Below are 24263 nucleotides of genomic sequence, written 5' to 3' on the forward strand. Positions count from 1 at the left end.
TGATAATGCTCATATCACGCCTTAAAAATCAATTTGAATAAGAGCGCAAAGAGATGAATCAGATCAATCGTATCATATTGGGGTTACTCATTGTCAGTAGTGTACTCCTCAGCGCATGTCAAAAAGAGGTGCCAAAGACTGAGGAAATTCCCTATGTCATGGTGACGCAACCGAGCAGTAATCATGTCGATCAAAAAAGCTATGCAGGGGATGTGCAGGCGAGACAGCAAACTGCTTTGGCCTTCCGTGTCGGGGGGCAGATTACCGAACGTTATGTTGATGTGGGTGATCGGGTCAAAGTGGGACAGGTGCTGGCGAAATTGGATGTTAAAGATGCGCAGTTGCAGATGAATGCAGCCAAGGCCCAATTAGACAGCGCGCAAGCAGCGGCAAAGATTGCGGCTGAAGAATATCAGCGTTATCAACAGCTTTTACCAGTCAATGCGGTCAGTCGTTCACAATTTGATGCAGTCAAGAATCAATATGAAGCTGCTCAAGCAAGCCTGCAACAAGCCCGTTCAAACTATGAGGTGTCATCCAATCAAACCGGCTATAACCAGTTGGTTTCCAATAAAAATGGCGTGATTACTCAACGTCAAATCGAGATTGGACAGGTGATCGCAGCAGGGCAAGCTGTTTATCAGTTGGCGATTGATGGTGAACGTGAAGTGGTGTTCGGGGTACCTGAGCAAGCGGTCAGTACTATCAAGGTCGGGCAACCAGTATGGGTTACTTTATGGTCGCAACCAGATGCGCGTTTTGCAGCCAAAGTCCGAGAAGTTTCACCTGCGGCTGACCAATCTCGAACCTTTACTGTGAAAGTTTCTTTACTTGAAGGGCAGTCGACGATTCAACTCGGACAAAGTGCACGGGTATTCTTTGTCGCAAATGAAAATAACGTGTTGAGCGTACCGCTATCCAGTGTGACCGCCAATGATCAGCAAGCGTATGTTTGGGTGGTGAATGCCAATCAAAGCATACGCAAAGTACCTGTGACTCTAGGCACTTATGGTCGAGATAGTGTGCCAGTTGTGTCTGGTTTAAAAGCAACGGATTGGGTTGTGGTCGGTGGTGTACATTTACTGCGTGACCAGCAAAAAATTCACCCAGTTGATCGTGATAATCGTGAAGTCACTGTAAAAGCGGGAGGTTAAAGATGAAATTTAACCTTTCAGAATGGGCACTCAAAAATAAGGGCATTATCCTTTATTTTATGCTGTTGCTCGGCATCGTGGGCATCATGTCTTATTCCAAACTGTCGCAAAGTGAAGATCCGCCGTTTACCTTTAAGGTGATGGTGGTACAGACTTATTGGCCTGGGGCAACCGCAAAAGAAGTCTCGACGCTGGTGACGGACCGAATCGAAAAGGAATTGATGACCACGGGGCAGTATGACCGCATCATGGCCTATTCACGGCCGGGTGAGTCTTTGGTGACCTTTGTGGCGAAAGACAGTTTGCCGTCCAGTGCTATTCCTGACGTTTGGTATAACGTGCGCAAGAAGGTTAACGACATCCGTTCGCAGTTGCCGAGCGGTGTACAAGGACCTTTTTTCAATGATGAGTTTGGAGACACCTTCGGCAATATCTATGTACTGACAGGCAAAGACTTTGACTATGCGGTGCTGAAAGAATATGCCGACCGCTTGCAGCTGCAGTTGCAACGGGTCAAAGATGTGAACAAGGTCAATCTGGTGGGTCTGCAAGATCAAAAAATCTGGATTGAATTATCAAATACCAAAGCGGTACAACTGGGTGTCCCTGTCACGGCCATTCAGGAAGCCATTCAAAAACAAAATGACATGGCGGGTGCAGGGTTCTTTGAAACAGGCACAGACCGTATTCAAATCCGAGTCAGTGGACATTTGCATAGTGTCGAAGACCTGAAAAAAATGCCGTTGTTGGTGGGGGATAAAACCATTCAACTGGGTGATGTGGCTGAAGTCTATCGAGGCTTTAGTGAACCTGCTCAGCCACGTATGCGTTTTATGGGCGAAAATGGGATTGGTATTTCGGTTTCGATGCGTAAAGGTGGCGACATCATTGCGCTGGGAAAAAACTTGGAAACTGAGTTCAATCGTCTACAAAAAACCTTACCTTTGGGTATGAAACTGCAAAAAGTTTCTGATCAGCCTGTGGCGGTACAACGCAGTATTCAAGAGTTCTTAAAAGTCTTGGCCGAAGCCGTGATCATCGTGTTATTGGTGAGCTTCTTCTCGCTGGGTTTCCGTACTGGTTTGGTGGTGGCACTGTCTATTCCGCTGGTATTGGCGATGACTTTTGCAGGCATGAATCTATTTGATGTCGGGCTGCATAAGATTTCCTTGGGGGCATTGATTCTGGCCTTAGGGTTGCTGGTCGATGATGCCATTATCGCTGTTGAAATGATGGCGATTAAAATGGAGCAGGGCTATAGCAGATTGAAAGCGGCAGGTTTTGCGTGGCAAACCACAGCCTTTCCAATGTTGACAGGAACCTTGATTACCGCAGCAGGCTTTTTGCCGATTGCGACAGCTCAATCGGGGACAGGTGAATATACCCGTTCTATTTTCCAAGTGGTGACCATTGCGCTGATTGTGTCATGGATTGCGGCAGTTTTATTTGTGCCTTATTTAGGTGAAAAACTCTTGCCCGATTTCACCAAACAGCAGCAACAAGCGGCATGGTATCTACGTTTATGGGCGCGACTGCGTAAGCAACCTGCACCTGTGGTAGAAGCACATGGTCAGCATCACGATCCATATCAATCCAAGTTTTATCAGGCCTTCGGTCGTGTGGTTGAAATCTGTATTACCTATCGTAAAACCGTGATTGCAGTGACAGTAGGCATCTTTGTATTGTCAGTTGCGATGTTTAAGTTAGTGCCGCAACAATTCTTCCCTCCATCGAATCGTGCAGAAATTTTGGTGGATCTAAAACTTGAAGAAGGGGCATCACTAACCGCAACTGAACAGGCGGTACACAAGGTGGAGCAGTTCCTGTCCAAGCAAAAGGGCATTGATAACTATGTGGCCTATGTGGGAACAGGGTCACCGCGTTTCTACTTACCGCTAGACCAACAATTACCGCAAGCCAGTTTCGCTCAATTCGTTGTGTTGGCTTCCTCCCTTGATGATCGTGATGAAATCCGTCGCTCTTTAGACAAGCAGATTAAGCAGTTATTGCCTCAAGTGCGGACAAGGGTATCGTTATTGGAAAATGGTCCACCTGTGGGTTATCCATTGCAGTATCGTATCTCGGGTGAAGACCTCGGCACCGTACGTCAATGGGCGCAAAAAGTGGCCAAAGTCTTAAGTGAAGATCCAAATACCACCAATGTGCATCTGGATTGGGGCGAACCGAGTAAAATCATTGCAATCGAAATTGACCAAGATCGTGCGCGTCAAATGGGCGTTTCCAGTGTGGATTTAGCCAATTTCCTGAATGCTTCGGTGACGGGTGCGGTCATGAATCAATATCGCGAAAAACGTGAATTGATTGAAATTCGGTTACGTGGTGATAAATCTGAACGTGTTGAAGTCGCATCTTTAGCAAGTTTGGCGGTGCCAACCAGTAAAGGCACAACAGTTCCGTTGGCGCAAATTGCCAATATTGAATCCCGCTTTGAAGAAGGTTTAATTTGGCATCGTAATCGCTTGCCAACTATTACCGTGCGTGCTGATATCCGCACGCACTTACAACCTGCAACTGTGGTGCAACAGTTGGCTGATCAGATGCAGCGCTTACGTGCAGATCTACCAAGTGGTTATCTACTGGAAGTGGGGGGGACGGTAGAGGAGTCGGCTAAGGGGCAAAACTCAGTCAATGCAGGTATGCCACTGTTCTTGGCCGTGGTGATGACTTTATTGATGATCCAGCTGCGTAGTATGTCACGGGCAACCATTGTGTTACTGACAGCACCATTGGGCTTGATAGGTGTCGTTGCGTTCCTATTGTTATTCAATAAACCCTTTGGTTTTGTGGCGATGCTTGGCACCATTGCCCTGTCAGGGATGATTATGCGTAACTCACTCATTTTGATTGATCAGATTGAGCAGGATATTGATGCGGGACATACACCTTGGGAGGCGGTGATTGGTGCAACCATGCGTCGTTTCCGTCCGATTGTGTTGACGGCACTGGCAGCGGTGCTGGCGATGATCCCTTTATCACGCAGTATTTTCTTTGGTCCGATGGCGGTTGCAATTATGGGTGGTTTGATTGTTGCCACTTTATTAACCCTATTTTTCCTGCCTGCACTGTATGCGGCATGGTTTAAGGTGAAGAAAACAACACAACTATCGTAATTATTTTGTGAATAAAGGTGCGAAAGATTGAAAATTTCAATATAGTAGCACCTATATTTTAAGACCAAAAAATAATTGAATTTCATAGCATGACAAATTTTGCATAATGCTGTGAATGAGGTGATAGAGAGCATGGGGCAAGACGGTATTGAGCAGCATCGCCGCTATGTGGCGATTTCTTATGTGTTCATGTTTCTTGCATTATTTACGATAGTGTTTGCTGTATTTGCGTACCTATTAGCACGAAAAGTTGCGATTGTGGATAATGCCGAAGTATGGATACATGCGCATGCGCTCTGGATTATGCGTAATGTGATGTTGTTTTTACTGATGGCTTTCTTTGCAGCGTTATGGTTTATTCCACTGTTCTTTTTTGCTTGGGATAGTGCACTCTGGGTGACTGCAATGACGGTCGCAGGTGTGGTATTTAGTTCAATTGCATGGTTATTTTTATTGAATGCTTGGCTGAAAGGTATTGCGAAGTACTTCAAGAATAAAGCTGTTTTCTAAAATTATCGCTTTTTTATTGCAATAGACCTTGTAAATTTATCGTACAGTCCCTATTAAGGCTCTGTTGACTTTTTATTTTGAAAGTCGGCAGAGCCTATTTGTTTTTTTTAGATTTAAATAAATTCCGTGAGGAGCATCGCCAACCATGGCTAAACGTGATTATTATGAGGTTTTAGGCGTTTCGAAAACCGCAAGTGATGATGAGATCAAAAAAGCCTATCGTAAGTTGGCGATGAAGTATCATCCAGACCGTAACCCTGACAACGCTGAAGCAGAAGAAAAGTTCAAAGAAGCTGCGGAAGCCTATGAAGTCCTTTCTGATGAAGAAAAGCGCAGCATGTATGATCGTGCTGGACATAGTGCTTTTGAAGGTGGCTTCGGTGGTGCAGGTGGCGGTTTCGGCGGCTTTAGTGCAGAAGATATTTTTAGTCAGTTTGGCGATATCTTTGGTGGTGCGTTTGGTGGCGGTGGCCGTCAACAACGTCAACGCCGTGGTTCAGACCTTCGTTATGTCATGGAACTCACACTAGAAGAAGCTGTAAAAGGCGTGAAAAAAACCATTACTTTTACTGCCCCAGCGCCATGTGAAACCTGTGATGGAAAAGGATCAAAAAATCCAAACGATGTTGAAACTTGTCGCACCTGTCATGGTGCAGGTCAAGTACGTATGCAACAAGGTTTCTTCTCCGTTCAGCAAACCTGTAGCACCTGTCGTGGTCAAGGTAAAATCATCAAGAATCCATGTAATAGCTGTCATGGTTCAGGTGTTGCAGATCGTCAGCAAACCCTTGAAGTTACTATTCCAGCAGGTGTGGACAATGGTGATCGCGTACGCTTAACTGGTAAAGGTGAAGCGATTCGTGATGGTCAAGCTGGCGATTTATACGTTGAAGTCGTGGTTCGTGAACACGAAATCTTCCAACGTGATGGCGCAGATCTTTATATGGATGTACCTGTCAGCATTGCAGATGCTGCTTTAGGTAAAGAAATTGAAATCCCGACGCTTGATGGTCGTGTCAGCTTAAAAATTCCAGAAGGTACACAAACCGGTAAATTATTCCGCTTGCGTGCTAAGGGTGTTCGTCCTGTACGTAGCAGTATGGTCGGTGATTTACTCTGCCGTATTGTGGTTGAAACACCTGTGAATTTAAACAGTCGTCAGCGCGAATTATTGAAAGAATTACAAGCGTCTTTTGATGGTGATGGACATGCTGCCTCTCCAAAGAAAAAATCGTTCTTTGATCGTTTATTTGATTAATTAGACACCAATAAAAAAACCTGCTGCGGCAGGTTTTTTTATTGGAAATTTTTAGCGCAAGCACAGAGTTTTGCTATAGTAGCTGAATTGTTTAAATAAAAGACTGGGAAAAATTATGTCATCTTCTCCACGCATTGGAATCTTGGGTGCAGGCGGACGCATGGGGCGTATTCTGATTCAAGCGGTACAACAAGCAGGCTACCAACTGGCAGCAGCTGTTGAGCGTCCTGAAAGCAGCTTGGTGGGTGCAGATGCAGGGGAACTTGCAGGCATTGGCAACATCGGTGTCAAGATCGTGGGAAGTTTGAGTGAAGTGCTGAAAGACTGTGATGTGGTGATTGATTTTACTGCACCAGTTGCAACTGAACAGCACTTAAAATTATGCCGTGAAGCGGGTGTGGCCATGGTGATTGGAACCACGGGAATGTCAGATGAGCAAAAGGCATTCCTTGATGAAACAGCAACACAGACACCTGTGGTGTACGCTGCCAATTATTCAGTTGGGGTGAACGTTTCGATTAAATTACTGGAACTCGCAGCGAAAGTATTTGGCGATACGGTGGATATCGAAATCATTGAAGCACATCACCGCCATAAAGTGGATGCACCATCAGGTACTGCCTTTATGATGGGTGAGGCGATTGCCGATACCTTAGGTCGTAACTTGAAAGAAGTGGCGGTTTATGGACGTGAAGGTTATACCGGTCCTCGTGATCGCCAGACCATTGGTTTTGAAACCATTCGTGGTGGCGATATTGTCGGTGAACATACAGTGATGTTTATTGGTGAAGGTGAGCGTGTGGAAGTGACACACAAAGCCACCAACCGGATGAACTTTGCTTCAGGTGCAGTCCGTGCAGCGGCGTGGGTGGTTGGCCGTGAAGCGCGTAAATATGATATGAAAGATGTTTTAGGCTTTAACGAGATTGACGTTTAAAACGTTCCTTTTTTGTACTATAAAAGAGCTTGTTGAGCTTTCTTTCCGAGAGGAGTGAAACAAGCTCTCGCCCTTATTACAACAATTGAGCATGACATGAATAAAAAACATATCGTTCTTGCCACATTGCTCAGTCTCAGCAGCTTTGCAGTGACTGCAGCAACAGATACAGCCAAACTCAGTTTGCATCGGAACAATATTAAGGTTTGGACGTACCAAACAGAAAACAATCCGATTATCCAATATAAAGCTGAAACCACATTTGATGTGCCTTTAGAACGTGCTGTAGCAGTAGTACTGGATGTAGAACGTACACCGCAATGGGTGCCGTATGTGGGCAAGGCACAAATGCTGTCACGTGATGATAAGAAAGGTGAATTCACCTTGTATATGGTTCTGGACTTCCCATTTCCTTTAAAAGACCGTGATGTGGTGATTAAAGGCAAAATGACTAAGAATGCGGATGGCAGCATTAGTATTAAAAACAATGCTATTCAGAATAATTACCCTGAGCAGCCTGATGTGGTGCGGTTAAGCAAATACGCAGGTGACTGGACGTTCCAGCGGTTGGCAAATAACAAAGTTAAAGTGACGACCAGTGGCTATGCCGATCCAGCAGGGGCAATTCCATTGAGCTTTGTGAATATGTTTGTGCAGCAACAACCTTATCAAATGCTGATGAAAATGAAAAAAGAGGTGAATAATCCTTTATATGCGCAACCGAAGTTACCAGATTTATTGAAATAATAAAAAAGCCTGATTTAAATCAGGCTTTTTTATTTGAGCTTAAGCTTGAGGACATTGTTGTAATGGCGTCTCGGGTTTGCTTGCTAATTTCATTTGAATGAAAACCAAGATTAAACCAATAGCTGCGAGTACGGCACCAATCATGGAGACTGCCGCATAGTTTAAACCGAAGCTTAAGACGGCACCGCCTGCTGCGGCACCAATGGCATTGCCTAAGTTAAATGCGCCAATATTCACTGAAGAAGCAAGACCCGAGGCTTCATGTGCTACCGACATCACGCGCATTTGTAATGGCGGAACGATCGCAAAGGCTGCTGCACCCCAGATCACCAAACCGATTGCTGCACCCAATTGGCTTTGGGCAAGGATTGGGAAGATGACCATCAACGCGATCAACAAGACCAAGAAACCAATCAAGGTTTTATCAATCGATAAGTCTGCAAACTTTCCACCGAAATGGTTCCCGATTGAAAAACCAATTCCGATCAAGACCAGCATCATGGTGATAAAGGTCGGAGAGGCGTGGGTGAACTCAACCAGACTTGGTGCGATATAGGTATACAAGGTAAACATCGCTGAGGCACCAAATACGGTTGTGAGCAATGCCAATACCACGGGGAGACGAGTGAGAACACTTAACTCCATTTTTACATTTGGCTTTTGTCCAACCGATCCGACCGGAAGGGCCTTCCAAAGTGACAGCATGGTGATGACACCGAGGGCTGAAATCGCGAAGAAAGACATTCTCCAACCAATGTTTTGCCCCACCCATGTTGCGAGTGGTACACCACCAATATTGGCGATGGTTAAGCCCATAAACATGGTGGCAACCGCACTGGCCTGTTTATTTGCTGGAACAACACTGGCTGCCACCACAGAACCAATCCCGAAGAAAGCACCGTGGTTTAAGCTGGTAATTAATCGAGCACCCATTAAACTCATGTAATTGGGTGCAAAGGCTGCGATCAGATTCCCGATGGTGAAGATTGCCATGAGTAGAATTAGGGCATTACGACGGGCAAAGCCACCAAACCATAAGGTCATGATCGGTGCACCGAGCATCACGCCAAGTGCATAACCTGTAATCAACATGCCCGCACTTGGAATCGATACCCCGAGATCATTGGCAATATTGGGCAACAGCCCCATTGGAGAGAACTCTGTTGTTCCAATTGCAAATGCACCAATCGCCAGTGCCAGCAAAGGAAGGTTGATGCGGCTGCTCATGTTATTTGTCCCATTCAGGCGCAAATGGTTCAGGACTGACTTCTCGACCATTACGTTCAAGTTGAGCGATCAGCTGCATTTCTTCTGCACTTAAAGTTAAGTCTTGTGCTTTTAAGTTGCTGATCAGATTTTCACGTTTAGTTGATGATGGAATCACCGCAAAACCATTTTGTAAGGCCCAAGCCAAAGCGACTTGTGCGGTGGTTGCTTGATGCTGTGCAGCAATCTCAATTAAGGTTGGGTCCTGCAGTACTTTGCCATAAGCCAGAGTCATGTATGAAGTCACATCAATATTTTGCTCACGTAAAAAATTGACCAAGGTGCGGTTCTGCAAATAAGGACTGAGTTCAATCTGGTTGGTGGCAATGTGTTCTACACCAATGCTATCAATCGCTTGTTGGGTCAAGGCGATATTAAAGTTTGAAATCCCGATTTGTTTAGTCAAACCCTGTTGTTTCGCCTCTAATAACAATTGCATCACGCTTGGGATGGAGACACCCAGTGCTGGAGCTGGCCAGTGGATCAAGGTGAGATCAACGGCATCAGTACGTAGTTTTTGCAGACTGTCTTTTAAGCTGGGAATGAATTTATCATCAGCAAAATTGTCGACCCAGATTTTTGTAGTGAGGAACAGGTCTTGACGAGCTACACCACTTTCAGCAATGGCTTGACCCACTGCTGCTTCATTTTCATAAACCTGTGCGGTATCAATGGCACGATAACCCACTTCCAGGGCGGTTTTAACTGAGTCAATGACTGCTTGATCTTTAAGACGGAAAGTACCTAAACCGAATTGAGGAATACGCATATTTTTCACCTAATCTTTTTTCATGCCCAAAAGAGCTGTTTTGTGGATGGCTGTTATTTTGCGATGATTATTGTTGCTAAAACATAGATGAATTTGCAAAATACAGTTGACTAAATATCAATAATTGAGAGAGTGGCAATGAAATCTACGGTAGAAGAATTGCTTGCTTTTATGACCATCGTCGATACAGGTTCATTTATTGCCGCTGCTGAACGACTGGGACAGACGGCATCTGGGCTCAGTCGCTCGCTCAGCCGTTTAGAGTCCAAGCTCGAAGTGACCTTACTAGAACGGACCACGCGAAAATTAAAGCTCACCCAAGAAGGCCAGCAGTTTTTACAACAGGCCCGTAAAATCCTGAGTGATTTGAATGCCGCCGAAGAAGCATTACAAAAATCAGATCAAGATACTTCGGGGGTGATTCGGATTGACTCAGCCACACCTTTTATTCTGCATGTGATTACGCCATTGGTACATAAGTTTCGGCAGTGTTATCCCAATATTGAGGTCGAGTTGAATAGTAATGATTTGGTGATTGATCTACTCGAACATAAAACCGATGTGGCGTTTCGTTTTGGTGAATTACATGATTCCAGCTTACACGCCAAATTGGTGTGTAAAAGTCGTATCTATATTGTTGCCAGTCCCGAATATTTACAACGCAAGGGCACGCCTTTACAGCCTCAAGCATTGCCTGAACATGATGTGATTGGTTTTACCCGTCCAACCTATATCAACACTTGGCCGATTAAAATTGAGGGTGAGTATTTTCAAGCACAACCTAAAGTAAGAGCGTCCAGTGGTGAAACCGTCCGACAACTGTGTTTACGTGGGCAGGGTATTGCTCGGCTATCTGAATTTGAAATCTGGCAGGACATTCGAGAAGGGCGTCTTGAGGCCCTATTTGAAGATCAAATCGAACATTCTTATCAAAGCATCCATGCTGTTTATTATCAACAAGAGCACTTGCCGAAACGTGTCCGTTTATTTATTGAGTTTTTGACTGAGCAACTAAGTCAGGGTTTTTCGGTTTGCCAATAGCATCATTTTGCAGTTGTACATTCAGCACTGGAATTGATGGTCCGTTTTTTTGTATCACTGAAACAACAATATGTTGCTGTTGTAACTTGCATTCAAGTTCGACCGTTGGCAGAAAGTTGCTTGAGAGCATCAGACCATTTTCATTGGGCTTCTTATAGGTCATTTTGATGATACGAGTCTGCTCTGGTGCCTCACTTTTCTCCATTTTCCATAACTCATAGGTCGGTTGGTTCTGAATTTGCAGATAGCCCTGAGAAAGCGATTTACACACTTGTTGTTGCTGGTAGGTGGCTTGGTCAGTCAGATTGCAGCCTGTAAATAAAACGGCGCTTAATATAAATAAGATATTATTTTTCATGGTCTTATCCTTTGGCTGTTGATTTTTATAGCTTAAAGGTGTTGTATAAACCAATACAGATACAGAAATTTATAAAAAAGCAGTACAGATATGACTTTTCACTATCAGCGCTTGGCAGAACAATTGGCTCACAAGATTTATCAGCATGAGTTACAGCCTCAACAAAAGTTGAGTTCTTTAAGGGAATTTGCACGTCAGCAAAGTATTAGTTTAAGTACGGCACAGCAATGCTATGAATTGCTGGAAGCAAAAGGGCTGATCTATGTAAAAGCCAAATCAGGCTATTTTGTCAATTCAAGACAATATCAAAGTGCCGTACCAGACAGTCCGAACTTTGAGTCCAAAGCCCGGCAGGTTTCAAATTTAGACCTGCAAAACCAGATTCAGACGGCCTCAATTCAGCATCATTTAACGCCGTTGGGAGCAATCCAACTGTCTCCTCATTTGATTCCTGTCGATGGATTGCGTCGTTCTTTACAACGTGCTTTGAAACATTGCCAGCCTGAAGATTTTTTATATTGTAATAAACAGGGACATCAGCAACTGCGTCAAGCGTTGTCAGACCATTGGCGTGAAGATGGAATTTATGTTGCAACAGAGGATATTTTTATTAGCAATGGCTGTATGCCAGCTTTATCCCTGTTAATCCAACAGATTAGCAAAGAAGGCGATAGTATTTTAATTCCAACCCCGACCTTTAATGGTCAGTTGCAAATGTTGGCCAGCCTCAAGCGCAACATTATCGAAATCCCAGCGGATCATCGTGGTGTTGATCTGGAGCGTTTAGAATTTTTCATGCAGCAGGGCAATGCCAAACTGTGTTTGCTGACCGCCAATTTCCAGAACCCTTTGGGTTATTGTCTTAGCAATGAACAGAAACAACAGATCGCGCTACTGGCACAAAAATATCAATGCTTTATCTTGGAAGATGATATTTATGGCGAATGCAGTTTCCAAAAGGAACGACCTATGCCGATTCGTTATTGGGATCAGGACGGTTATGTGATCTGGTGTGGTTCGGTCTCTAAATCATTATCAACCGCCTATCGGGTCGGGTGGTTCTGTTTAGGGCGACAGTTGCAACATTTACGTCCACAGTTGCTGGCCAATAACGTGGGGGTGAATACGCCGTTACAGTTAGGTTTAGCCGATTTTATTTATAGTCGTGGTTATCGGGAGCATTTAGACCGACTCAGACCCAAGTTGATGCAGCAAGTAGAGCAGTACCGAGCGTACATTTTAGAGCGTTTTCATGGCATTCCGATTGCGCTGAGTCAGTCACAAGGTGGCTATGCTTTATGGATGCAACTTCCAGAAAGTATCACGGGTTTGGAACTGTATTATTTGGCGCAAGCACAGGGGATCAACATTGTGCCGGGTGAAGTGTTTGGTGAAGACCGTCGTTATCAGCATTTTATCCGCTTAAATGCGGGCCATGCCTTAACAGCAGAAATCCGCCAAGCGATTCAACAGTTGGCGGATTGGGTTCGAACAAGCCTGAATTAATCGAAATCCGCTTTGAGCACAATACGATAACGCGCTTGGCCTGAATGCAGACGTTCAATCGCTTCATTCAGTTGCGACATCGGAAATAGCTCAATCTGTGGCGCAATGTTTTTACGTGCGGCAAATTGCAGCAGTTGGCGTAGCGCCAAAGGTGAACCTGTAGGCGACGCAGTCACCGATTTGGCGCCACTCATGATTGCCCCGACGGCAACAGGGATCGGTTCCAAAGTCACGCCTAGGAAATGTAGACTACCTTTGGGCGCCAAAGTATTGAGATAGGCTTGCCAGTTTAGGGTGACATTGACCGTACTGAGTAATAAATCAAACTTGCCACGTTGTGCTTTGATGGCTTGGGCATCACGGCTATTGACCACGTGATCGGCCCCCATGGCTTTGAGTTCTTCAGTTTTTTCTGGGTTAGAGCTGAAAGCCGTAATTTCACAGCCCCATGCTTTGAGTAACTTAATCGCGATATGACCTAAACCGCCAATACCAATCACACCCACATGATGGGTCGCTTGGATTTTGTGCTTGAGTAAAGGATCAAATACCGTGATACCACCACAAAGTAGCGGGCCAGCACTTTCAGGATCTAAATCGTCTGGAAGGGGAATGACCCATTGCCAACCTGCACGGACTTTATCTGCAAAACCGCCTGCATGGCCAATGATGGTTGCTTTTTTTTCACCAGTACATAGGACCTGATTACCCCCAATACATGGATCACAGGCTTGGCAGGTTTCAGCTGTCCAACCAATACCTACCCGTTGACCGAGCTTCAACCCTTTGGCTTCTGATCCCAATGCAATGATAGTACCAATGATTTCATGTCCAGCCACCGCAGGGTAAACCGATGATTGCCACTCATTATTAATCACGGATAGATCGGAGTGGCACAGACCACAATATTCAACTTTGACTTCAACTTGATGGGCTTGTAATTCTCCCGCATCAAATTGGTACGGTACCACTTGCTCGCCTGCTTGCATTGCAGCATAAGCGCGAATTTGATTATTGCTCATTGGAACTCCCATTCAAGGAAAATCGATGATGATTTGTTATTTAAATTGGCAATGATTTTCGTGGTCATTGACCATACCAACCGCTTGCATAAAAGCATAACAGGTGGTCGGGCCCACAAATTTAAAGCCACGCTTTTTTAGGGTTTTGGATAGTTTTTGGCTAAGTTCAGTTTGTGCAGGTGCTTCGCGGTAATTCGCCACATCATTATTTTCGGTTTGATGATCGACAAAACTCCATAACCAAGCAGGGACATCTTCGACTTCATCCTTAAGCTTGAGCCAAGCAATAGCATTGTCACGGATGGCTTTGAGCTTGCCGATATGACGAATTAAACCTGCATCACTGAGCTTGAGTTCCAGTTGATCATCTGTGAGTGCTGCGACGTCTGCGATGGAATGTTGAAAGAAATGTGAGCGGTAGTGTTCGCGTTTTTTCAGTACTGTGATCCAAGAAAGTCCTGCTTGTTGTCCTTCCAGACAGAGCATCTCAAACAAATGGGTTTCATCATGTTGCGGCTTGCCCCATTCCTGATCATGGTAGGCAATATAGAGAGGATCATCGGAGCACCAGCCACAGCGTTGAGTCGACATATTTGATGCTCCTTGTTGTTATTTGAACAGTATAATTTAAAGTTGGAATGCCACCCATTCATTTGGGCGAGTATCCCAATAATACAGTTCTGCGTTATTTAAATCAGTAAACTTAAGCCAAAAGTCTTTACCTGATTTATCGGCAAAGCCGGTACTAATTAACAAAGCATCTTCGGTAATTTCCATGATCCAACCTTGATAGCTGGTACCACCCATGACGATTTTTTGCTGATTTCCAGACTCTGCAAATTCAACCAGACGTTCAATCAATGCTTCTGACATTGTAGATTCCTAACGTAAATACGGGTATGGATTGACTGCACCACGCCCTTTGCCATTTAAATAAATTCCGTAGTGTAAATGCGGAGAGGTATAACGAGCATTGCCGGTATTTCCTACATAACCGATCAGATCACCTTTACGCACATAGTCGCCAACATTGAGGCCGCGCTTATGACCATCCAGATGCGCATAATAGTGCCAAGAGCCTGCTGGACCCATGATCCAGATCACTTTGCCACCTAAATTATTATTACGTAAATCAGCAACTAAGCCTTCGGTCGCACTATACACTTTCGTACCACGCTCTGCCATGATATCGATGCCTTCATGACTACGCCCCTGACTTCGTGCCGCGCCCCAAGTATCCCGTAATTCGTTTCGACTCACACCTTTGACAGGCACAGGGAGGCGGCTGTCTAAACGCATGCTCTTGAGCTTGTTCACCTGAGCATTGGGTAAGGGGGTAGGTTTCTTTGGGGTGGTGGCACATGCTGATAGTAAAATCATCAGCATACCTAGAACCGTATAGGAAATCGAATGACGCACACAAACTCCTTGCGTTTGATATACAGCGTTTTGGGCGTTAAGCCTTTTGTTTGGCTGTAATCAATTTTTTCATGGCTGTTGGAATGCCTTTGGCAATCGCATTTTCTGGACTTAGCCATATGCCATTTAATTCGATACTCAACTGTTCTTTTTGATCGTGTTCCACGTGGAACAGTTTTTCATGCAGTAACCAAGTAAAGTGAGTAAAGCTATGGCTAATCTGCAATGATGATACTTGAGCTTGTAGTTTGAAGTGTTGCTCAATCTGTTGTAATTCGGTTGCTTGTTCAATGATTGGAAGACAATACAATCCTCCCCATAGGCCATGCGCTTCACGTTGTTGCCACAGCCATTCATCTCCAGATTGGATCAGTAACACATTGGCTGTTTTGACTGGAACGGGTTTCTTAGCCTTTTTGAAAGGGAGTTCCTGTTCCATGCCTTGTTGATAAGCTTGGCAATGCTGCTGCATTGGGCAGTATAAGCACAGCGGTTTTTTCGGGGTACAAACGGTTGCCCCTAAATCCATGATTGCTTGGGTATAATCATGATTGCGCTCTTCTGGGCAGAGATCTTCCGCAATTTGCCAGAGTGCCCGTTCATGTTGTGGCTTGGATAGATCATCTTCGATGGCGAGGAAACGTGCCAGTACACGTTTCACGTTACCATCCATAATCACGCCGTACTGACGTAAGCCGAGTGACATGAGCGCACCAGCGGTGGAGCGGCCAATGCCTGGCAGCTCAATCCATTGTTCGAGTGTTTCTGGAAATTTCCCTTGTTGACTGACGATGCCTGCCGCTTTATGCAGATTGCGTGCGCGGGCATAGTAGCCGAGGCCTGCCCAATAAGGAGCGACATCATCCCAACTGGCTGTTCCTAGGGTTTCTACGCTCGGGAAGCGTTCAATAAAACGGTCGAAATATTGCAGTACAGTTTTGACTTGCGTCTGTTGCAGCATGATTTCTGAGACCCAAACTTTGTACGGATCATCGGCCACTTGCCATGGTAGGTCATGACGACCGTGTTGGTCGAACCATGTAAGTAGTGCATCAGAAAATGAGAAGTCAGACATGAATCAGAACAGTAAAAAGCAGAGGCGTAGTATAGCGGAAATAGGGAGAGGAGTTGATGTATACAAACAAATTCGTTATTAAATGCTGATTAAGATTGGCTTTTGCAAAGGCGACATCCATGTCGCCTTGCACGAATAGAAATTTTCTAGGATTTAAACAAACGATATATTCGCTCAATTCCATGTTGATGGTTTTTTTAGAGATCGTCTTTTCAAATCACTTTAAATGTTTATCTAACAGCTCATACATCGCGTCAAGACTTTGACGTTCTGCTTCCGCGTTATAGCCTAAGTCAACATTGTTGGCCTTGGCGCGCTCATCTGCAAGAGGGTTACTAAAACCATGCTTGGCATCTTCAAAAATAATCACCTCATGATCCACAGCAGCATCATGCATTTCCTGACGGAAGCTTGCCACATTATCCAAGGTCACCATGCTGTCGAGTTCACCATGCAGGACTAAAATCTCGGCTTTAACTTTGCCTTTCTCAGCAGGCGCTTTCGGACTCAATATCGCATGGAACGTAGCAACGGCTTTGATATCTGCACCTGAACGCGCCAAATCTAGCACCACTTTACCGCCATAGCAGAAACCAACCGCTGCCAATTTGTCGGCATTCACTTCTGCTTGAGCTGCTAAAGCATTTAAGCCTGCTTGAGCACGGTCAACAATGGTATCGGCATGCTCAAAAGTTTGATTCATCCATTCAGAGGCTTGGGGCACATTGGTTGTAACTTTCTTATCACCATACATATCAATGGCTAAAGCGGCAAAACCATGTTCTGCAAGTTCACGTGCACGTTGTTCTGTGTATGCATTGCGGCCCCACCATTCAGGGGCCAAAATCACACCTGCAACAGGCATATCAATTGCTGGTGCAGCGAAATAACCAATGAGGCGTTGACCATCGGGAGCGGTATATTCAATTTCACGTGTGTTAATCGGGAAGCTCATTCTATAATCCTGATCTGTATTTTTAGAATGCATTGATTAAAACATAAAAAGGAAAATGGATGGCATCGTAAAAACATAATAAATACGCTTGTTTTAGCGATGCTCAAAAATGAAAAAAGAAGAATACCAAGATTCTTCTTTTTATGTTTGGGTAGGTCAAAACGACTAGACTTTGCCTCTGGATAAGAAGCCAACGATTGCTAAGATGACGGCAACAACCAATAAGATTACTGCGAAATCTTTGGATAAACCTGCTACACCACCAAAACCTAATAAACTGGCAATGAGTGCGATGACTGCAAAAATAATGGCCCAACGGAACATGTCGTGTCCTCCTAATTTTTCGTTATGTGTCCACTATAACGTGTGTTTTTTGCACAAAATGTGGTGTTTATGTGGTTTAAATGTTTAATACAGAAGTGTTAAATCAATTAAAAGAGATTGAAGTCAGCAAAGCAAAGATGAATGCTATAATAAGAAGTTCATTTTTTTTAATATTGAAAGCTCTGTATGTCCGTCGAACTGCGCCCCAACTTTTGGAAACACTATCCGCTTGATCAGCTCAGCAATGCGGAGTGGGAGGCATTGTGTGACGGCTGTGGTTTATGTTGTTTGATCAAGTTAGAAGATGAAGAAACCGCAGAGGTTGCCTATACCAAAGTGGCATGTAAATTACTGGACTGTAAAACCGCGCGTTGTTCCGATTACCCTAACCGTCAGCAGCAAGTGCCTGATTGCATCCAATTAACCCCAGAGCGACTCAGCACCATTTCGTGGTTGCCACCGAGCTGTGCCTACCGTCGGTTAAGTGAAGGTAAGAACCTGCCTTCATGGCATTACCTCAATACAGGTTCACGTCAAAGTGTGATCAAGGCAAAGAAGTCCGCTGCAGGGCGTTGTATTTCAGAAACTGAAATCGATGAAGAACAAATTGAAGATTATATTGTGCGTTGGATACGGTAATCGCGGTTAGCAAATCAATAAGACATGATGATCATAAAAACAACATTTTTGCAGTATTTTTATTGGCGATGTTCCCTAAGATGAAGAATAAACGAGGGAGATAAGCCATGAACAAACTGTTGATGACGCCTTTGCTCTATAGCGGCATTTTATTGCTGGCCGCGTGTGGTGCCAACGAAAGCAACTCTAAAACCCCAGAACAAAATACAGCACAACAAGCGTCAAGTCAGCGCATTGCACAAAAGTATCGGATTGAGAGCGTTGCTGAATTTGATGAGCCGTGGGCGATTGCAAGTTTGCCAGACCAACGTTTATTGATCACTGAGCGCAAAGGGCAATTAAAATTATTTGATCCCAAAACCAAGAGCAGTATCAATATTGCTGGCGTTCCAACCGTCAGTTATGGCGGGCAAGGTGGTTTAGGTGATGTCATTTTGCATCCTGATTTTCAGCAGAATCATGAATTATATTTAAGCTATGCCAGCAAAGGTCAGGGTGGCTATGGTGCAGAGATTGCACATGCAAAACTGGATTTATCTGATCCCAAGCAACCCAAGCTCACGGATTTCAAAACTATTTGGCAACAAGTACCGAAAGTGTCAGGGCAAGGTCATTATGGTCATCGTATGCAGTTTGGTCCCGATGGCAAACTTTGGGTCAGTTCGGGTGAGCGCCAAAAGTTTGACCCTGCACAGGATTTAAACAGTAATTTAGGTAAGGTTTTGCGTTTAAATCAGGATGGAACACCGGCAGAAGGCAATCCGTTTTATCAGCAAGGTGGTGTCACTGCGGAGATTTGGTCACTGGGCCATCGTAATCCATTAGGAATGGCGTTTGACCAGCAAGGGCAACTGTGGGTGGTCGAAATGGGACCCAAAGGCGGTGATGAATTAAACCGGATTGTAAAAGGTGAAAATTATGGCTATCCCGTGGTTTCAAATGGTGATCACTATTCGGGTTTGCCCATTCCCGATCATCATACCCGTCCAGAATTTAAAGCTCCTGAAATCGATTGGACACCTGTGATCTCACCGTCTAGCTTGATCATTTATTCAGGTCAGCAATTTCCTTTGTGGCAACACAAAGCGTTGATTGGTGGCTTATCAGCCAAAGCAATTATCGTGGTGGATTTAAATGCCAAACCTGTCCAAGAAGTGCAAAGGCTAGAAATGAAACAACGTATTCGTGGCCTACACCAAGCCCAAGATGGTTCAATCTGGGTGATCGAAGATGGACCGAAAGCTAAACTACTTAAACTGCATGCCAATTAAATTTTAACTTCAAGTGATACACATCATGAATCAGCCGAAAGCCTTTTCTATGACTTTAAAAAAACTATTTTTACTTACAGGACTGTTGTCCTGCAGTTCAGCGCTTTGGGCTGGAAATTTGACCGAGCAACAAGTTCAAACCATTGTTGATCAGCAATTTAAGCCTTTATTGGCACAATATAAAATTCCAGGTATGGCTGTTGCTGTGACCTTGAATGGTCAACATTACTTTGTGAATTATGGGCTTGCTTCTAAGCAAAATCAGCAAGCAGTGAGCAACAGTACTTTATTTGAACTTGGTTCGGTCAGTAAGACCTTTAATGCGACTTTAGCAGGCTACGCACAGGCACAAGGACAACTGTCTTTATCGGATCATCCTGCCAAATATTTCCCTGAACTGAAAAATACTGCGGTCAATCGTGCCACGATCTTGAATCTGGGGACCTATAACGCAGGTGGTTTTCCGTTGCAGTTCCCCGATGAGGTGGTGCAGCAGCAAGATATGATCAAGTATTTTCAGGCATGGCAGCCGAAGACAACCATCGGCGCTGCGCGTCAATATTCCAACCCAAGTATCGGTTTGATGGGCTATGTCACCGCCTTGGCAATGAAAAAACCGTATAGCGAATTGATTGAAAAAACCTTACTGCCACAACTAGGCATGACACAAAGTTTTATTCGAGTACCTGAGCAGCACATGTCGCAATATGCATGGGGGTACAAAGCCGATCAAGCCATGCGTGTTTCACCAGGTATGTTTGATGCAGAAGCTTATGGGGTGAAAAGTAGCAGTGCGGATATGCTGAAATTCCTTGATGCGCAAATCAATCCGCAGCAGTTCAAACAACCGCTTCGCCAAGCGATTGAAAATACTCATGTGGGCTATTTTAAAGTGGGTGCAATGACCCAAGGTCTGGGCTGGGAACAGTATGCCTATCCAGTAGCACTTGAAACACTGTTGCAGGGTAACTCGAGCAAAATGGCTTTAGAAAGTCATGCAATCACAGCGATTAAACAACCGAAGCTTGCCACGCCTGCGACCTTCTTTAATAAGACAGGAGCAACCAATGGTTTTGGTGCCTATGTGGCCTTTATTCCGCAGCAAAAAATTGGAATCGTGATGTTAGCCAACACCAATTTCCCTAATGAAGAGCGGATCAAAGCCAGCTATCGGGTGATGCAACAGTTGGTTCAGAACGACAGCGCGCAATAGAATGTCGCGTGAGTGCAGATTCAAATTGTAGATTTGAGCCAGACACAATAGACTAGGGTAAAAGATCATAAAGCCAGTGATGATGTCAGATACGCATATTCCTTTACCTGAACGTTTACGTCCTCGTGACTTGTCCGAAATTATCGGACAAGATCATTTGCTGGGTGAAAATGCCCCTTTACGTCAGATGATTGATCAAGGGCATCTGCCTTCGATCATCTTCTGGGGGCCTCCAGGGGTCGGAAAAACCACGATTGCATTGTTATTGGCTCAGGCTGTGGATCGTCCTTTTATCAGCTTATCTGCACTCAATACCGGCGTGAAAGAACTCCGTGAAGTGATTGCGGAAAGTGGGGACTTGTTGACCCCTGTGGTGTTTATTGACGAGATTCATCGCTTCAATAAATCGCAGCAAGACGCCTTACTCAATGCGGTTGAGAAAGGCAAAATTACCTTGATTGGGGCAACCACAGAGAATCCTTCTTTTGAAGTGAATAGTGCCTTGTTGTCCCGCTGTCAGGTGTATACCCTGAATAATCTGAGTGCTGAGGCGATTCAAACCCTACTGAACAAAGCGATTCAAACGGACAAGTTCTTAAAAGAACGTTTTATCCAGATTGAAGAATATGATGCGCTGATTCAGTTTGCGGCAGGTGATGCACGTAAGGCGCTCAATCTGATTGATTTGATTGCCAGTACCTTTGAGCCTGACATTGAGAATATCGTAACCAATGCCATCGTCGTTAAAGTTGCGCAGCAAAATATTGCGCGTTACGACAAATCAGGTGAGCAGCATTACGATCTGGTTTCGGCATTTATCAAATCGATTCGTGGTAGTGATCCAGATGCAACCCTGTACTGGATGGCACGCATGCTGAAAGGTGGCGAAGATCCAGTCTTTATTGCACGTCGTATGTTGATTGCCGCATCGGAAGATATCGGCAATTCCAATCCAAATGCCTTGTTATTGGCGGGAGAGTGTTTCCGTTCAGTCCAAGCGGTGGGGATGCCTGAAGCGCGTATTATTCTAGGCCAATGTGCCGTGTATCTGGCCACTAGCCCGAAAAGTAATAGCACCTATCTCGCGATTAACAAAGCCTTAGAGTTGGCAGAAAAAACCGCAAACCTGCCTGTGCCTTTGCACTTACGCAATGCACCAACCAAGTTGATGAAGCAGCAAGGTTATGGCGTGGATTATCTGTATCCGCACAACTATCCTGAACACTTCGTGTTACAGGACTATTTGCCTCCAGAATTACGCGGTACCAAACTGTATGAACGAGCCTTAAATAAACGTGAGGTCGAAGGCGAACGTTTGCAGCAACGCCGTTGGCAGCAGGAACAACAGCAGCAGTAATCAAAACTCGGTGAATTCACCGATCATTTTCAAATTGCCCAGAGCAAGATTCCGAATCGCATCGATAGATTTTGCTTTGGCCTCAATATGCTATTTGTATAAAAATGAACGCAAAAAAAGCAACACTGATTGGATTGGTCGCGATCTTGCTCTGGAGTTTGATCGTTGCCTTAATTAAGGATGTCAGTAGTCATTTTGGCGCAGTGGGTGGTGCAGCACTAATTTATACACTGGCCTCAATTTTTCTGTTTTTCTCGGTCGGTTGGACCAGCCTCAAAAGCTTTCCCAAAACCTATTTGATCTGGGGCAGTATTCTATTTGTTGCCTATGAAATTTGTTTATCACTTTCGATTGGCTATAGCAGTAATAATCGACAGGCGATTGAAGTGGGGATGGTCAATTATTTATGGCCGACCTTTACTATGGTCGCTGCCATTATTTTTAATCAGCAAAAAGCCAATGTCCTGATTATTCCTGGCTTTATCATTTCCATTTTGGGCATCTGTTGGGTGCTTGGTGGAGAGCAAGGTTTTGATTTGGCCAGCATGCTGCAAAATATTCAGCACAATCCATTTAGTTATGGGCTGGCCTTTATTGGAACATTACTCTGGGCTGCCTACTGCACGCTCACAGCGAGAATTGCGCAGGGAACTAATGGCATCACCCTATTTTTTATCCTCGTCTCGGTGGTGCTGTGGATTAAATATGCATTGATGGGGGGCGGCAGCTTTGATTTTGATTGGCCTTCTTCAATTTCACTATTTTTTGCGGCAGCAGCGATGGGCTTTGGTTATGCCGCTTGGAATGTTGGGATTTTGCATGGCAATGTAACGTTATTGGCAGGTGCATCCTATTTTATTCCAGTTTTATCTGCGTTTTTCTCGGCAATTCTACTTAGTACGCCATTAGGCCTTTCTTTCTGGTATGGCGCATTTATGGTGTGTTTAGGCTCGATTCTATGTTGGCTAGCAACGCAGAGAAAACACTAAAACATTGTCTGGTTTTATGGGGTCTTGCTGATGCGCTGAACAGTCACTGTATTTTTGTAAGCGACCTCTAGACACTACAGATAAAAGGTCGCATCATCCCGCTTATCAAGGATGATCAAGCTCCACCATGACCACAAACAAAATTAATGCTGCGGAAAGTATCCGAGGCTTGGCATGTCTCGCCGTTGTGTTGTCACATCTATCACTGACCTTTTTTCCGCAACTGCATAATTTTGATGTCAGTGCTGTACCGCGATATGATTTTTTTACGCAGTTACATCACTCGCCCTTGGCCTTCTTTTATTCAGGTACAGGCGCGGTTTTTGTGTTCTTTGTTTTAAGTGGTTTTGTACTGACATTATCCAGTTTTAAAAAGCACAATACCGCAACGCAATTGAAAAATTCCTTGATTAAGCGCTATCCACGTTTGGCCATTCCAGCTTTTGTCTCTTGTATTGTCGCTTATCTGGTGTGTTTTGTACCTGTGGATGTGTCGCATGTTTCCGAATGGGGAGCCGCACTGGCTAACCCACATCCGCAACTGGGTACCGCCTTATATGAAGGCAGTATTGGCGCATTCTTATTTGGCGATTCCAGTTATAACTGGGTGCTGTGGACCATGCAAATTGAGTTGCTTGGGTCACTGGTGATTTATCTGGCTTGCTATCTCTATGGCAAGCTGCCAATTCTATGCGGTCTATTTCTCATCATCAGCATTGTGACCGCGTATATGATCTCGCAAACCGTGTTGCTGGGCCTTCTCAGTTTTGTTTTGGGGATGGGACTATTTCTCTATGCCGCAGAACTGAGTACAGCAGTTTCGGTACTACTATTTTTGTTGGGATTGTATTTTTGTGGCGCACACAACAGCAGCAATAGTTATCAGTTTTTTACTCAATTTTGGGGCGAGCAAAGCTACGATTATCTCAACTTTATTGGTGGCTTTTGCATTGTTTATGCCGTACTAAAAGGCAAATGGCTAGCACAGTTTTTTGATCGGTCTGTTTTGGTATTTCTAGGCAAAATTTCATTTTCAATTTATTTAATTCATCTTGCTGTACTTTATGCTTTGGGGATTCCATTGTTTAATCTATTGCATGTGCAATGGGGACTCTCCTATTTAAGTGCAGGACTCTTGGCAAGCCTATCGAGTGTGTTATTGAGCATTGTGTTGGCACAGCCGTATAGTCATTATGTCGATGATCTTGCGATTAAAGTCTCCAATAAATTGGCAAAAATGTTTTAACTGTTGTGCCATGCCGCGTACATAGGGGATGCGGTGGATCACTCAGAACTTGACCAAACATTACAAAAATAATCTG

At 44.6% G+C, this 24263-nt stretch carries 24 protein-coding genes; 14 read left to right on the forward strand and 10 right to left on the reverse strand.

Translation table 11 applies throughout. From position 1 onward, the window contains the following. Window positions 1–53: 53 nt before the first annotated feature. The 6 genes from A7P54_RS12860 to A7P54_RS12885 all read left to right on the forward strand — a co-directional run bounded on the left by A7P54_RS12860 (window position 54) and on the right by A7P54_RS12885 (window position 7737). Window positions 54–1154, forward strand: a complete 1101-nt coding sequence (locus A7P54_RS12860) for an efflux RND transporter periplasmic adaptor subunit (protein WP_005209642.1) — start codon at window positions 54–56, stop codon at window positions 1152–1154. Between the two features lie 2 nt (window positions 1155–1156). Then, entirely contained in the window at window positions 1157–4285 is a 3129-nt protein-coding gene (locus A7P54_RS12865; protein ID WP_171549827.1) for an efflux RND transporter permease subunit, read from the forward strand. A gap of 132 nt (window positions 4286–4417) precedes the next feature. After that, window positions 4418–4795, forward strand: a complete 378-nt coding sequence (locus tag A7P54_RS12870; protein ID WP_016162512.1) for a hypothetical protein — start codon at window positions 4418–4420, stop codon at window positions 4793–4795. A gap of 145 nt (window positions 4796–4940) precedes the next feature. Beyond that, on the forward strand, window positions 4941–6053 hold the full coding sequence (dnaJ, locus tag A7P54_RS12875) for a molecular chaperone DnaJ (RefSeq protein ID WP_004803417.1): 1113 nt from the start codon (window positions 4941–4943) through the stop codon (window positions 6051–6053). A gap of 115 nt (window positions 6054–6168) precedes the next feature. Beyond that, window positions 6169–6990 (forward strand): 4-hydroxy-tetrahydrodipicolinate reductase, encoded by an 822-nt coding sequence (gene dapB, locus A7P54_RS12880; RefSeq protein ID WP_005201708.1) that lies wholly within the window; start codon window positions 6169–6171, stop codon window positions 6988–6990. Window positions 6991–7086: 96 nt separating this feature from the next. Then, the gene (locus A7P54_RS12885; RefSeq protein WP_004803420.1) at window positions 7087–7737 is read left to right on the forward strand and encodes an START domain-containing protein; all 651 of its coding nucleotides are present in this window, start codon (window positions 7087–7089) and stop codon (window positions 7735–7737) included. Between the two features lie 39 nt (window positions 7738–7776). Here A7P54_RS12885 and A7P54_RS12890 read toward each other — a convergent pair whose 3' ends face one another. Next, window positions 7777–8964 (reverse strand): MFS transporter, encoded by a 1188-nt coding sequence (locus A7P54_RS12890; RefSeq protein ID WP_004803422.1) that lies wholly within the window; start codon window positions 8962–8964, stop codon window positions 7777–7779. Between the two features lies 1 nt (window position 8965). After that, window positions 8966–9772, reverse strand: coding sequence for a 2,5-didehydrogluconate reductase DkgB (dkgB, locus tag A7P54_RS12895; RefSeq protein ID WP_171549828.1), 807 nt, complete (start codon window positions 9770–9772; stop codon window positions 8966–8968). Window positions 9773–9910: 138 nt separating this feature from the next. Here dkgB and A7P54_RS12900 point away from each other — a divergent pair, with 138 nt between their 5' ends. Further along, window positions 9911–10813: a LysR family transcriptional regulator gene (locus tag A7P54_RS12900; protein WP_005186146.1), complete on the forward strand. Its 903-nt coding sequence runs from the start codon at window positions 9911–9913 to the stop codon at window positions 10811–10813. On the opposite strand, the gene A7P54_RS12905 is transcribed toward A7P54_RS12900, so the two are convergent. Then, on the reverse strand, window positions 10761–11171 hold the full coding sequence (locus tag A7P54_RS12905; protein WP_171549829.1) for a hypothetical protein: 411 nt from the start codon (window positions 11169–11171) through the stop codon (window positions 10761–10763). The genes A7P54_RS12900 and A7P54_RS12905 overlap by 53 nt on opposite strands. A 90-nt stretch (window positions 11172–11261) precedes the next feature. On the opposite strand from A7P54_RS12905, the gene A7P54_RS12910 reads away from it, so the two are divergent. Continuing rightward, window positions 11262–12677: a PLP-dependent aminotransferase family protein gene (locus tag A7P54_RS12910; protein WP_171549830.1), complete on the forward strand. Its 1416-nt coding sequence runs from the start codon at window positions 11262–11264 to the stop codon at window positions 12675–12677. Here the strand turns inward: A7P54_RS12910 and A7P54_RS12915 are convergent. From A7P54_RS12915 to A7P54_RS12945, 7 genes are all read right to left on the reverse strand, one after another. Then, a complete protein-coding gene (locus tag A7P54_RS12915; RefSeq protein WP_004803430.1) occupies window positions 12674–13699 on the reverse strand; it encodes an NAD(P)-dependent alcohol dehydrogenase in 1026 nt (341 codons plus the stop codon). The genes A7P54_RS12910 and A7P54_RS12915 overlap by 4 nt on opposite strands. Window positions 13700–13735: 36 nt before the next feature. Beyond that, window positions 13736–14290 (reverse strand): DNA-3-methyladenine glycosylase I, encoded by a 555-nt coding sequence (locus tag A7P54_RS12920; protein ID WP_005317146.1) that lies wholly within the window; start codon window positions 14288–14290, stop codon window positions 13736–13738. 36 nt (window positions 14291–14326) lie between these two features. Next, complete coding sequence (locus A7P54_RS12925; protein ID WP_005317147.1) at window positions 14327–14572, reverse strand: hypothetical protein; 246 nt, start codon at window positions 14570–14572, stop codon at window positions 14327–14329. A 9-nt stretch (window positions 14573–14581) separates the two neighbouring features. Beyond that, the gene (locus A7P54_RS12930; RefSeq protein WP_005317148.1) at window positions 14582–15118 is read right to left on the reverse strand and encodes a M23 family metallopeptidase; all 537 of its coding nucleotides are present in this window, start codon (window positions 15116–15118) and stop codon (window positions 14582–14584) included. 37 nt (window positions 15119–15155) lie between these two features. Beyond that, the gene (mutY, locus tag A7P54_RS12935) at window positions 15156–16193 is read right to left on the reverse strand and encodes an A/G-specific adenine glycosylase (protein WP_005317149.1); all 1038 of its coding nucleotides are present in this window, start codon (window positions 16191–16193) and stop codon (window positions 15156–15158) included. 217 nt (window positions 16194–16410) lie between these two features. Then, window positions 16411–17148 (reverse strand): dienelactone hydrolase family protein, encoded by a 738-nt coding sequence (locus A7P54_RS12940; protein WP_171549831.1) that lies wholly within the window; start codon window positions 17146–17148, stop codon window positions 16411–16413. A gap of 165 nt (window positions 17149–17313) precedes the next feature. Continuing rightward, entirely contained in the window at window positions 17314–17472 is a 159-nt protein-coding gene (locus A7P54_RS12945; RefSeq protein ID WP_004656956.1) for a DUF1328 domain-containing protein, read from the reverse strand. A gap of 186 nt (window positions 17473–17658) precedes the next feature. Here A7P54_RS12945 and A7P54_RS12950 point away from each other — a divergent pair, with 186 nt between their 5' ends. The 6 genes from A7P54_RS12950 (at window position 17659) to A7P54_RS12975 (ending at window position 24187) form a co-directional block, all read left to right on the forward strand. After that, entirely contained in the window at window positions 17659–18111 is a 453-nt protein-coding gene (locus A7P54_RS12950) for a YcgN family cysteine cluster protein (RefSeq protein WP_004803439.1), read from the forward strand. Window positions 18112–18218: 107 nt separating this feature from the next. Next, entirely contained in the window at window positions 18219–19382 is a 1164-nt protein-coding gene (locus A7P54_RS12955) for a PQQ-dependent sugar dehydrogenase (RefSeq protein ID WP_171549832.1), read from the forward strand. A 25-nt stretch (window positions 19383–19407) separates the two neighbouring features. Then, a complete protein-coding gene (gene ampC, locus A7P54_RS12960) occupies window positions 19408–20595 on the forward strand; it encodes a class C beta-lactamase (protein WP_171549833.1) in 1188 nt (395 codons plus the stop codon). 82 nt (window positions 20596–20677) lie between these two features. Further along, window positions 20678–21952 (forward strand): replication-associated recombination protein A, encoded by a 1275-nt coding sequence (locus A7P54_RS12965; RefSeq protein ID WP_032857357.1) that lies wholly within the window; start codon window positions 20678–20680, stop codon window positions 21950–21952. Window positions 21953–22056: 104 nt separating this feature from the next. Next, the gene (gene yddG / locus A7P54_RS12970) at window positions 22057–22941 is read left to right on the forward strand and encodes an aromatic amino acid DMT transporter YddG (protein WP_171549834.1); all 885 of its coding nucleotides are present in this window, start codon (window positions 22057–22059) and stop codon (window positions 22939–22941) included. A 127-nt stretch (window positions 22942–23068) separates the two neighbouring features. Continuing rightward, a complete protein-coding gene (locus tag A7P54_RS12975; protein ID WP_171549835.1) occupies window positions 23069–24187 on the forward strand; it encodes an acyltransferase in 1119 nt (372 codons plus the stop codon). Window positions 24188–24263: the final 76 nt, after the last annotated feature.

Source organism: Acinetobacter sp. Ac_3412 (assembly GCF_013072675.1).
In the GTDB taxonomy this organism is placed as follows: domain Bacteria; phylum Pseudomonadota; class Gammaproteobacteria; order Pseudomonadales; family Moraxellaceae; genus Acinetobacter; species Acinetobacter higginsii.

Excerpts from the sequence above, each read along its gene's own strand:
- A7P54_RS12860 (WP_005209642.1), top strand. The coding sequence starts at position 54 with ATGAATCAGATCAATCGTATCATATTGGGGTTACTCATTGTCAGTAGT.
- A7P54_RS12865 (WP_171549827.1), top strand. The coding sequence starts at position 1,157 with ATGAAATTTAACCTTTCAGAATGGGCACTCAAAAATAAGGGCATTATC.
- A7P54_RS12870 (WP_016162512.1), top strand. The coding sequence starts at position 4,418 with ATGGGGCAAGACGGTATTGAGCAGCATCGCCGCTATGTGGCGATTTCT.
- dnaJ (WP_004803417.1), top strand. The coding sequence starts at position 4,941 with ATGGCTAAACGTGATTATTATGAGGTTTTAGGCGTTTCGAAAACCGCA.
- dapB (WP_005201708.1), top strand. The coding sequence starts at position 6,169 with ATGTCATCTTCTCCACGCATTGGAATCTTGGGTGCAGGCGGACGCATG.
- A7P54_RS12885 (WP_004803420.1), top strand. The coding sequence starts at position 7,087 with ATGAATAAAAAACATATCGTTCTTGCCACATTGCTCAGTCTCAGCAGC.
- A7P54_RS12890 (WP_004803422.1), bottom strand. The coding sequence starts at position 8,964 with ATGAGCAGCCGCATCAACCTTCCTTTGCTGGCACTGGCGATTGGTGCA.
- dkgB (WP_171549828.1), bottom strand. The coding sequence starts at position 9,772 with ATGCGTATTCCTCAATTCGGTTTAGGTACTTTCCGTCTTAAAGATCAA.
- A7P54_RS12900 (WP_005186146.1), top strand. The coding sequence starts at position 9,911 with ATGAAATCTACGGTAGAAGAATTGCTTGCTTTTATGACCATCGTCGAT.
- A7P54_RS12905 (WP_171549829.1), bottom strand. The coding sequence starts at position 11,171 with ATGAAAAATAATATCTTATTTATATTAAGCGCCGTTTTATTTACAGGC.
- A7P54_RS12910 (WP_171549830.1), top strand. The coding sequence starts at position 11,262 with ATGACTTTTCACTATCAGCGCTTGGCAGAACAATTGGCTCACAAGATT.
- A7P54_RS12915 (WP_004803430.1), bottom strand. The coding sequence starts at position 13,699 with ATGAGCAATAATCAAATTCGCGCTTATGCTGCAATGCAAGCAGGCGAG.
- A7P54_RS12920 (WP_005317146.1), bottom strand. The coding sequence starts at position 14,290 with ATGTCGACTCAACGCTGTGGCTGGTGCTCCGATGATCCTCTCTATATT.
- A7P54_RS12925 (WP_005317147.1), bottom strand. The coding sequence starts at position 14,572 with ATGTCAGAAGCATTGATTGAACGTCTGGTTGAATTTGCAGAGTCTGGA.
- mutY (WP_005317149.1), bottom strand. The coding sequence starts at position 16,193 with ATGTCTGACTTCTCATTTTCTGATGCACTACTTACATGGTTCGACCAA.
- A7P54_RS12940 (WP_171549831.1), bottom strand. The coding sequence starts at position 17,148 with ATGAGCTTCCCGATTAACACACGTGAAATTGAATATACCGCTCCCGAT.
- A7P54_RS12945 (WP_004656956.1), bottom strand. The coding sequence starts at position 17,472 with ATGTTCCGTTGGGCCATTATTTTTGCAGTCATCGCACTCATTGCCAGT.
- A7P54_RS12950 (WP_004803439.1), top strand. The coding sequence starts at position 17,659 with ATGTCCGTCGAACTGCGCCCCAACTTTTGGAAACACTATCCGCTTGAT.
- A7P54_RS12955 (WP_171549832.1), top strand. The coding sequence starts at position 18,219 with ATGAACAAACTGTTGATGACGCCTTTGCTCTATAGCGGCATTTTATTG.
- ampC (WP_171549833.1), top strand. The coding sequence starts at position 19,408 with ATGAATCAGCCGAAAGCCTTTTCTATGACTTTAAAAAAACTATTTTTA.
- A7P54_RS12965 (WP_032857357.1), top strand. The coding sequence starts at position 20,678 with ATGTCAGATACGCATATTCCTTTACCTGAACGTTTACGTCCTCGTGAC.
- yddG (WP_171549834.1), top strand. The coding sequence starts at position 22,057 with ATGAACGCAAAAAAAGCAACACTGATTGGATTGGTCGCGATCTTGCTC.
- A7P54_RS12975 (WP_171549835.1), top strand. The coding sequence starts at position 23,069 with ATGACCACAAACAAAATTAATGCTGCGGAAAGTATCCGAGGCTTGGCA.